A 1074-nucleotide genomic window follows, 5' to 3' on the forward strand; every position below is an offset into this window, starting at 1 on the left:
GTATATGTGTTTTCTTTAACTGTTGTGCTAGCGTTAGCGTGATTACTTTCTGACGCTCCAGCTGGTGCGATATTAAAGGCATTCAAATCAAAGGCTATTACTTTATCAAGCAGTGATTTTGTTATCTGCTGCGTCGCACTAAATGCCACATCTGATAATGTTGTGTCAAACCCTGCATTTTGTAGTGATGTGCGAGTGTTTATCTCGTAGTTTAGCTTGCCTAGACTATCCATGCGCATATTTGTCATTAGTGAGCTTTGTGATCTTATGCCCTCTAGCTTATTGCGTGCGAAATTTTGCATCGCTGCTCTTGCTGGATCAAGGCTAGTTAGCGTTTTAGTGCCAGGTCTGCCGTGTAGTGCATCATTAAATGTTTGTTCCATTTTATACCCATATAATTGTTTGCCAACTCTTACGCCAGTTATGTTGCCGTTGTAGTCAGTTTGACCTATCACTGCGTCAGGTATGCCAAACCAACCGCTAAACGTATCTTGCATAAACTCACCAAAACTCATAGGGCGATCATAAAATGCTGTATTGCCTACTACTGCATTAAGATCACCACCAAAACCAAAGCTATTATCAAGCCCCACTGCCATTTCAAAGATTTCAGTCACAAGAGCATTAATTAGCCCAGCTATCGGAGCTACGCCAAGCGGAGATATAGTTGTGCCAAGCGCTGAAAGCGTATTTTGGATAGCGACCGAGGTTAGCGTGCTTTTTATATTTTGATACATCGCCTCGGCTACATTCATCACATTAAAGCGTCCATTGACAATGCCGTCATATAGCATGCCAGCCAAAGCTTGACCTACTACGCCACCATACATTCTGCCAACGTCCTCAGCTAGATTTTCGGCATAGCTATCGTTTCTTAGCTCGCTTAGAAACTCTTTTAAGCTTGTGTAGTCGCCTCTTTGTAAATTTGCAAAGCCATTCCCGTCTATCCTGCCAAAGCGGTTATCCCTATTTGAGCTTTTAGGAGTAGAAAATTTTATTTTTGTTACCGCTTCCACGCTATCAATAAGTAAATTTATACTTGTATCATAGTCAGGTTGATTTATGGCTATGATC

At 41.6% G+C, this 1074-nt stretch carries 1 protein-coding gene; it reads right to left on the minus strand.

The window, feature by feature from the left end; all coding sequences use genetic code 11:
• Positions 1–1074, minus strand: a 1074-nt coding sequence (locus tag Q0296_RS07265) for a hypothetical protein (RefSeq protein ID WP_298038691.1), incomplete at both ends; no start/stop codon positions are given.

Source organism: uncultured Campylobacter sp. (assembly GCF_937890585.1).
Lineage (GTDB): Bacteria > Campylobacterota > Campylobacteria > Campylobacterales > Campylobacteraceae > Campylobacter_A.